Raw genomic sequence first — 8450 nt, forward strand, 5'->3', positions numbered from 1 at the left:
ACAATCCTCGCGTCGGCGCAGCGGCCTTGAAGCCGCCGTTTGGTCGGACGCGCATTATCTAGAAGAGTTATAAACTGAGCAAGGGAATTTCTTGTTGCACGTCGTGGTCGGCAACGGGCTTTGCCGCTGAAAGTGGGCAGCATCCGCGGCTGCAAGTGGCCTGTTCGCTCGCTACGCTCAGCGCCTGATCCATGATCGCGCGAATGGTTCTGGCGCAACGCCCGCAATTGGGGCTGCAACCAAGGCAGCGATAGACCTGCGCCGCTGTGCGCGGACAATCAGGACCCGGCGTCAGACAAGCTTTGACATCGCCGTCTGAGAGGATGTTGCAAGAACAAACGATCATGGAGAGTAGTTTAGAACTCTTAAAAACTATAGATCTATCAGAGACTTAGCGAATTTTTCAGCCGCTGCCAAGGCTCGCGGTTGCGCCGGGTTGTCGCGGCCTCACGGGAGCCGGCGGAACAAGCCCGGGTAATCGAGCACGAAGCCGTCTTCATCGACTGGGAGGTCGGCGGTGAAGTCGTGCGACGGGCTCTCGAATCGAAACAGCGCACCGGGTTCGATCGCCGTGTAGCGTTGTTCACGGGGCGAGGTTTTCAGCTCCGGGACGTCCACGTAGCAGAGCCGGATGTCGACCGTTTCGCCGCGTTTGGGGGCGAGCCGCCTGATCGGCAAGGTGTTGGTGAGCGGTGTCGCCTGGATGTCGATATCGATACAACCCTGCAGGTCCTCCCGCTCGGTTCCGTTTTCCCACCAGGTGCCTTGGCCATTGGATTCGAGATGCAGGCCGCGTCCTGCCGCCGTCTTGAGGCGCGCCTCACGGATCCGCCAATCGGAATCGATGGAAAGGCGGTAGGCGAGGGCGAATTTCGCATCGTCCGATCGGCCGATCACCATGCCCGCCACGTCGATCCCGCCATCCGCCGGCGAAATCTCGACGTGCTCCAGCCCGGCGTCGGAACTTTCCCAGGCAGCCCAGCGAAGGGTGCGGAAGATGAAGGAGGACGGCATCGGCTCCGCCTATTCTCGCACCACGATGATATGGAGCCGCCGCGGACCATGGGCGCCGAGCAACATCGTCTGCTCGATGTCGCCCGAGCGCGAGGGACCGGTGATCCAATTGACGGTACGGGGCATGCCGCTCTTGCCGAAGGCGAACCGGATCTTGGTCCAGACCGCCTCGTAATCGCCGGCGATGTCCTTCTCGGACACGATGACGATATGATTGTCGGGCAGGAAGTTGAGGGTCGAGGGATTCTCCGGTCCCGAGATCATCACGAGCGAACCGGTTTCGGCGACCCCGCCGAACGCGTGGCTGACCGCGTTCAGATCGCCGCCGCTGCTGACTCCCTCCGATACTTCAAGAGCCGTATCGCTCCACGGCATCGCCTTCAGGCGCAGATCCTGGCCCATGCGCAGGGTCGCAGGGAGATTGTGATCGCGCAGGAAGGCCGCAATCGTCTGCGGAACGTCGGCCGGCGACGCGACTTCGGTCACCGTGGCGAGTGCCGCCTCGGCCTGGGTCGAGAACACGGTGAGTCGTTTATCGCCGGGGACCTGGCCACGGGCAGGAATCACGCCCTTGGGCGCTCGCTCGATCCGCTCGGCGGCGATCTGCGCGCGGATGCTTTCGCGCCCGGTCACCCCGAGGGAGCGGCGGATATTGCCGAGGATATCGTCCCGCGCACTCATGCGCCGCCCTTTCTGGACTGTCTCTCCCGTTTCCAGCGAGCCTGGAAGGTGTCGCCCTGCGGGGCCGGGAAGTCGCGCCCCTTGGTCCACCCTTTCGCGAAGGGAAGCCACGAAAAGCGCCCTGATTTGCGCCCTGCCAAGGCAAGGGACGCCATGGCGGCGCGAGTTGCCAGGCGATACAGCGCAGGCCTCTTGGCGAAAAAGCCCCAAAAGGCGAGGCCGGACCGAACTGTCGCCGGCGTCAAATGCCGCTCGAATTCCCGCTCGCGCCAGTGACGCATCAGTTTGGGGAGCGGAATACGCACCGGGCAGACGCTCTCGCACCGGCCACAGAACGTCGATGCATTGGGAAGATGGCCGGCCTGATCGACGCCGATCAGCGAGGGCGTCAAAACCGCCCCCATGGGGCCGGGATAGACCCAGCCGTAAGCATGCCCACCAACGGCATGATAGACCGGGCAATGATTCATGCAGGCGCCGCAGCGGATGCAGCGGAGCATCTCTTCGAAACTGGTGCCGAGCATGGCCGAGCGCCCGTTGTCGACCAGCACGACGTGATAGTTTTCCGGACCGTCGAGATCCTCCTGCCGCCGCGGTCCGGTGGAGAACGTCGTATACACGGAAATGTCCTGGCCCGTCGCCGAGCGCGCGAGGACCCGCAGGATCTGGCTCACATCCTCCAGGGTCGGGACGACCTTCTCGATAGAGGCCAGGACGATATGGGTCTTGGGCAGCATCTGGGTCAGATCACCATTGCCTTCGTTGGTGACGATGACGGACGTGCCCGTCTCGGCGATCAGGAAGTTGGCGCCCGTGATGCCGACGTCCGCCGTCAGAAAGCGTTGGCGCAGAATGCTGCGCGCTTCGGTCAAAAGCTGCACCGGCTGGGAGAGATCGCGCTTGGGATCGAGGTCCTTGTGCAGCCGGCGGAAATCCTGCTCCACCTGCGTGGCGTTCAGGTGTACGGCCGGCGCGATGATGTGGCTCGGCATCTCGTGCCGCAGCTGAATGATGTACTCGCCCAGATCCGTTTCCACAGGCGTGATGCCGTGTGCCTCGAGGTGGGCGTTGACCTCGATCTCCTCGGAGATCATCGACTTGCCCTTGGTGACGGTCCGCGCGTTCACCTGCCTGCATAATGCGAGAACGATCTCGCGGGCTTCCTTCGCGTCCCGCGCGAAATGAACGTGGCCGCCGGCGGCCTTCACCTTCTGCTCGTAGGTCTCGAGATAGAGGTCGAGATGGCGCAGCGTATGGTTCTTGATGTCCCGCGCCGAGTCGCGCAGATCCTCGAATTCGGGCAGCTTGCCGACTGCCTTCAACCGTTTGTCGATGAAGCCTTGCTTGACGTTTCCCAAGGCCTTTTGCAGCTGCGTATCGTGCAGCGCCCGTTCGGCGTTCCGCTTGAAATTGGGGGAGGTGGAATGGACCGTCATCAGGTTTTTTCCTTCCCGTCACGAATCCAAGCGGCGTAAGGCGGATGCTTGTCTTTCATGTCGTCGAAGAGCCAGACCATGCGATCGCAGAACCACATTTTCGCAAACCACGCGACAAGGCCGCCGGACACGGTCAGGAGCAAGTCGTTCATGACGGCACCGACAATCGCCACGATGAAGCCGATTGCGGATATGCCGATCAGGATGTGCGCGACCTTTACATGATGGCTCGGGACCGGAACGGTCTTGCGATTCATCGAGACGCGTTCGCCAAAGGTGACCTTGGCACTCCAGGTGTCGGTCGATGCAGGGGGCGGAAAAAGGCGCGGGTTGAACCAGAGCCAGAGCATCACGAGCGCGATGGGAACGACGACCCAAATTCCCAGCCAGACATGGCTCCAGATCGCCAGAAGCAGGATCGGCAGAGACGCGATCCGGGTCCAGACGCTCCACGGGTTCGCATGCCGCTCCCATGCCTTGTCGTCCATCTTGAACAGTTGCGCCGTCGCGTTGGCATGGTCGGTCACGGTGTGGATTTCCTTTCGGCGCCGATCGGTGGTTCGTCGGTCATCCCGGCGAGGACTTCCGCAACGTGGCGAACCGCGATGGATTTCCCGTCGCGCGTCAGTTTGCCGGCCATGTTCATCAGGCATCCGAGATCGCCCGCGAGCAGGGTCGGCGCGCCGGCGGCTTCAATGTTCTTTTCCTTCGCCGTAACGATCGCGTCGGAGATATCGCCATACTTGACGGCAAAAGTGCCGCCGAAACCGCAACAGACGTCGCTCTCGTTCATCTCGACGAGTTTCAGACCGGCAACGCTCGCCAGCAATCGGCGCGGTTGCGTCTGGACTCCGAGTTCGCGCAAGCCGGCGCAGGAATCGTGGTAGGTGGCGGTGCCCTCGAAGGTCGCGTCGACTTTGGTCACGCCGAGGACGTCCACGAGGAAACTCGTCAGCTCGTAGGTCCGCGAGGCGAGTTCATCGACCTCCCGGCGCCAATTGGGGTCGTCGGCGAAAAGCTCCGGATAATGCGTCTTGATCATGCCCCCGCACGATCCCGACGGCACGACGACGTACTCGTATCCGCGAAAAGCTTCGATGACCTGCTCGGCGAGGGCGCGCGTCGTGGCGCGATCCCCCGAATTGTACGCCGGCTGACCGCAACAGGTTTGCACCGGAACATCCACATGACACCCGGCATCCTCGAGGAGTTTTACCGCGGCAAAGCCGATGGAGGGCCGCATCAAGTCGACGAGGCAGGTCACGAAGAGGCCGACGCGGGGAGTTCGAGGGTGTTGAGACACGCAGAAGATCCTGGCTAGCGATGACCGTGCGGGTCAATTCGTCTTTTGACCGTTGGCGTTGAATTGTTTGAGGTAGGCCAAGAGATCGTTGACCTTCCTTTCGTCTTTGACCCCCACATAGATCATTTTCGTGCCCGGGATCTTCTTGCGCGGGTCTTGAATGTAATCTCGAAACGTCGCTTCGTCCCAGACCAAATGCGATTCTTTGTTGGCGACCGAGTAGCTGTAGCCTTCGTAGCTTCCCGCGGGACGCCCGATCACGCCGTTGAGCACCGGCCCGACGGTGTTCTTGGCGCCTTCCCCGATCTGGTGGCAGGCCTTGCATTGCATGAAGACCTTTTCGCCTGCCGCAACGTCCTGGGCCTCGGCTGAACCGAACCCGGCAACGACGAAAGCGGCTGAGAGGGCGAATAGACGCATCTTACGGGGCTCCTGACCTCGACGGAAAAAACTATCTTAGAGGCATTCTACAATGTTGGAAAAGCGGCAGGGAAGGCTCGTGCACGATCCGCCGCCGCGGGACCGGTTCGGCGGGGGGCACGCAACCTTCCCAAGATAGAGCGTGATCAGGCGCAAAACCGCATTCCACTTTTGCTGATCACGCTCTAGAACCTAAAGCGGGACGAGATCGCCGAAAGCAACCGTTCTTTGAGGGAGACGCCATGGGAATCGCATTTCCGCAGCCGGACGAGGCCATCCTCGCGCGCCGTGAGGAAATCCTTCGCGGACTTGCCGGTCTGGTCGCACCCGAAGCGCTGATCACGACGCGGGACGAGCGTCGGGCGTTCGAGACGGATGGACTGACCGCGTATCGCCAGGTTCCGCTGGCGGTGGTGCTGCCGTCATCGACGGCCGAAGTCGCCGCGATCATGCGCTATTGCAATGAGAACGGCGTGAAAGTCGTGCCTCGCGGAGCCGGTACGTCCCTTTGCGGCGGTGCGATCCCGCAAGAAGACGCCATCGTGCTCGGCGTCGCCAAGATGAACCGCGTACTCCACATCGATTTCGCCAACCGGGCGGCGCAGGTGGAAGCCGGCATCACCAATCTCGCCATCAGCCAGGCGGTTTCCTACGAAGGATTTTTCTACGCACCCGACCCCTCGAGCCAGCTCGCCTGTACGATCGCGGGCAACATCGCCATGAATTCCGGTGGCGCRCATTGTCTCAAATACGGCGTCACCACCAACAATCTGCTCGGCGTGACGATGGTGCTTCTCGACGGAACCATCGTGACCTTCGGCGGGGATCATCTCGACAGTGCCGGTTACGATCTGCTCGGCCTGATCACCGGTTCGGAGGGACAACTCGGCATCGTCACGGAGGCGGTGGTGCGCATTCTGCGTAGCGCCGAGGGCGCGCGTCCGGCTCTATTCGGCTTCGAACGCGTCGAAGACGCGGGCGCCTGCGTCGCCGCCATCATCGGCGCCGGCATCATCCCCGTCGCTCTGGAATACATGGACCGCCCGGCCATCAAGATCTGCGAAGCGTTCGCCCATGCGGGATATCCGCTCGACGTCGAGGCGATGCTGATCGTCGAAGTCGAGGGCTCAGACACCGAGATCGACGATATGCTCCGGCGAATCGTCGCGATCGCGGAACCCTTCAAGCCAAAGACCGTGAAGGTATCGCAGTCGGAAGCCGAGAGCGCGGCGATCTGGAAAGGCCGCAAATCCGCATTCGGAGCGACCGGCCGTGTCGCCGACTACATCTGCATGGACGGTACGATCCCGACGGGGCAACTCCCCTATGTGCTCAAGCGGATCGATGAAATCGCCAAATCACAGGGCCTCGGCGTCGCGAACGTGTTTCATGCCGGAGACGGCAATCTGCATCCGCTCGTGATGTTCGACACAAGCAAGCCCGGCGAGATGGAAAAGGCCGAGCATGTGGGAGAGGAAATCTTGAAGTTGTGCGTCGAAGTCGGAGGATGCCTGACGGGAGAACACGGCGTCGGGATCGAAAAGCGTGATCTGATGACGTTTCAGTTCAACGACGTCGACCTCGTTCAGCAGATGCGTGTCCGCGCGATCTTCGATCCGCATTGGTTGCTCAACCCGGCAAAAGTCTTCCCTCTCGAGGGGAGGTTCGGCGCGTGACTGTTCAAACGCCCCGCGACGAACAAGACGCGGCAACGATGATTGCCGAAGCCTTCGGCAAGAAGCAGACTCTCCGCATCGCGGGACAGGATACCAAGGCGAAACTCGGACGTCCRACGACGCCGGACGCGGTGCTCTCGACCGCGGCGTTGAGTGGAATTTCGCTCTATGAGCCGGCGGAGCTCGTGATCGCCGCTCATGCCGGGACGCCGGTGTCGTCCATTGTCGAGACGCTTTCCGCGAACGGACAGGAATTGCCGTTCGAGCCTATGGATTACGGCCCGCTGCTCGAGACGCGAGGCGATCCGACGATCGGCGCGGTGGCCGCACTCAATCTGTCCGGTCCGCGACGCATCATGGTGGGCGCGGCACGCGACAGTCTGATCGGCGTCCGGTTCGTCAACGGACGCGGCGAGGTCGTAAAATCGGGTGGGCGCGTCATGAAAAACGTCACCGGCCTCGATCTCGTAAAGCTGCTCGCTGGGTCGTGGGGTACGCTCGGCGTGCTGACCGAAGTGACGTTCAAAGTTCTCCCAAAACGCGAGCGGATGGCGACCCTCGTGCTGCGCGGCCTCGACGACAGGCGCGCCATCGACGCTCTCTCCAATGCTCTCGGGTCTCCGTTCGACATCACGGGCGCGGCGCATCTTCCGGCGGCGGACCTGCAGGGCGCGCGTACGCTGATCCGGCTCGAAGGGTTTTCGGTCTCGGTCGACTACAGGCTCACGGAGCTGCGCCGACTCATGAAGCATTTCGACGCCGGCGACATCCTTGAAGGGAAGGCCGCGGAAGCGACCTGGGCATCCGTTCGCGATGCGACTTTCATGCTCGACCGGAGCGACCATGCGATTTGGCGCATTTCGACGGCGCCGACGCGCGGACCGGATATCGCCGCCCATGTGGCCAAAGCCCGCGAGGCGCGCTGGTTCTACGATTGGGGCGGCGGCCTTTTGTGGGTTTCGACGCCGACGAAGGGCGATGCCGGAGCGGGCCTGATCCGCGAGGCGACACGGACCTTCGGCGGCCACGCGACCCTGATCAAGGCCCCTGAGGCGGTGCGCGCGTCGGTGGACGTGCTCGAACCGCAGTCCGATGCCTTGATGGACCTTTCACGCGGCATCAAGGCGTCGTTCGACCCGGCCGGGATTCTCAATCCTGGCCGTATGTATGCGGGAGTTTAGGATGGCGGGCACTGCCACGATCGGGAAGAACGAGAGCGGAACCGACTGGCGAGCGATCGCGCTCTACGGCGGAATCGCCTTCGGGCTCGTCGCGCTGACGGCCGTCATTCTTTTGTCGATGGGTCGCGTTCCCATCTGCAAGTGCGGCGAAATCAAGCTTTGGCACGGCGTCGTGAAAAGCTCCGAGAACTCGCAGCATCTGAGCGATTGGTATACGTTCTCCCACATCATCCACGGATTCCTGTTCTACGCCGGCGCGTGGCTGATCGGGCGCATCGCCGGACGCCCGATTCCGCTCGGAATCGCGTTCCTGTTGGCCGTCGGCATCGAATGCGCGTGGGAAATCGCCGAGAACAGCTCGGTCATCATCGAGCGCTATCGCGCCACCACCATCGCGCTCGATTATTTTGGCGACAGCGTCATCAACTCGGTGTCCGACATCATCGCGATGATGATAGGCTTCTGGCTCGCTTGGTATTGGCCTGTCTGGCTGACGGTGCTTGCCGCAATCGTCATGGAAGTCGGTGTGGGGTACATGATCCGCGACAATCTTCTTCTCAACGTCATCATGCTGATCCATCCGGTCGCGGCGATCGACCATTGGCAATCGGCGGTTTGAGCGGTCACGATGCAGACGAATTTTGCGCCCGAATTGTTGAAAGAACCGGCAATGGCGAGTTCGGAGAAAATTCTCCGAACCTGCGTCCATTGCGGATTTTGCACCGCGACCTGCCCGACC

10 protein-coding genes are annotated in these 8450 nt (G+C 62.0%); 3 read left to right on the forward strand and 7 right to left on the reverse strand.

Annotation, left to right across the window (positions count from 1 at the left end; translation table 11 throughout):
- Positions 1 to 67: 67 nt before the first annotated feature.
- From AC1DT3_RS06980 to AC1DT3_RS07010, 7 genes are all read right to left on the reverse strand, one after another.
- Positions 68 to 346, reverse strand: a complete 279-nt coding sequence (locus tag AC1DT3_RS06980) for a (2Fe-2S)-binding protein (protein ID WP_477464528.1) — start codon at positions 344 to 346, stop codon at positions 68 to 70.
- Positions 347 to 447: 101 nt separating this feature from the next.
- On the reverse strand, positions 448 to 1014 hold the full coding sequence (locus AC1DT3_RS06985) for a putative glycolipid-binding domain-containing protein (RefSeq protein WP_477464529.1): 567 nt from the start codon (positions 1012 to 1014) through the stop codon (positions 448 to 450).
- A 9-nt stretch (positions 1015 to 1023) separates the two neighbouring features.
- Positions 1024 to 1695, reverse strand: a complete 672-nt coding sequence (locus tag AC1DT3_RS06990; RefSeq protein ID WP_477464530.1) for a LutC/YkgG family protein — start codon at positions 1693 to 1695, stop codon at positions 1024 to 1026.
- Entirely contained in the window at positions 1692 to 3131 is a 1440-nt protein-coding gene (locus AC1DT3_RS06995; protein WP_477464531.1) for a LutB/LldF family L-lactate oxidation iron-sulfur protein, read from the reverse strand. The genes AC1DT3_RS06990 and AC1DT3_RS06995 overlap by 4 nt, the downstream gene beginning before the upstream one ends.
- Positions 3131 to 3658, reverse strand: a complete 528-nt coding sequence (locus AC1DT3_RS07000; RefSeq protein ID WP_477464532.1) for a DUF6653 family protein — start codon at positions 3656 to 3658, stop codon at positions 3131 to 3133. The genes AC1DT3_RS06995 and AC1DT3_RS07000 overlap by 1 nt, the downstream gene beginning before the upstream one ends.
- The gene (locus AC1DT3_RS07005) at positions 3655 to 4434 is read right to left on the reverse strand and encodes a (Fe-S)-binding protein (RefSeq protein ID WP_477464533.1); all 780 of its coding nucleotides are present in this window, start codon (positions 4432 to 4434) and stop codon (positions 3655 to 3657) included. The genes AC1DT3_RS07000 and AC1DT3_RS07005 overlap by 4 nt, the downstream gene beginning before the upstream one ends.
- 33 nt (positions 4435 to 4467) lie before the next feature.
- A complete protein-coding gene (locus AC1DT3_RS07010; protein ID WP_477464534.1) occupies positions 4468 to 4854 on the reverse strand; it encodes a c-type cytochrome in 387 nt (128 codons plus the stop codon).
- Positions 4855 to 5096: 242 nt separating this feature from the next.
- Here AC1DT3_RS07010 and AC1DT3_RS07015 point away from each other — a divergent pair, with 242 nt between their 5' ends.
- From AC1DT3_RS07015 to AC1DT3_RS07025, 3 genes are read left to right on the forward strand one after another with little or no spacing between them, the layout of a single operon-like run.
- The gene (locus AC1DT3_RS07015) at positions 5097 to 6530 is read left to right on the forward strand and encodes an FAD-linked oxidase C-terminal domain-containing protein (RefSeq protein ID WP_477464535.1); all 1434 of its coding nucleotides are present in this window, start codon (positions 5097 to 5099) and stop codon (positions 6528 to 6530) included.
- Positions 6527 to 7711: a glycolate oxidase subunit GlcE gene (glcE, locus tag AC1DT3_RS07020; RefSeq protein WP_477464536.1), complete on the forward strand. Its 1185-nt coding sequence runs from the start codon at positions 6527 to 6529 to the stop codon at positions 7709 to 7711. The genes AC1DT3_RS07015 and glcE overlap by 4 nt, the downstream gene beginning before the upstream one ends.
- Position 7712: 1 nt before the next feature.
- Complete coding sequence (locus AC1DT3_RS07025) at positions 7713 to 8330, forward strand: DUF2585 domain-containing protein (RefSeq protein WP_477464537.1); 618 nt, start codon at positions 7713 to 7715, stop codon at positions 8328 to 8330.
- The last annotated feature ends 120 nt before the right edge of the window (positions 8331 to 8450 follow it).

The organism is Microvirga sp. P4_G7, assembly GCF_056401005.1.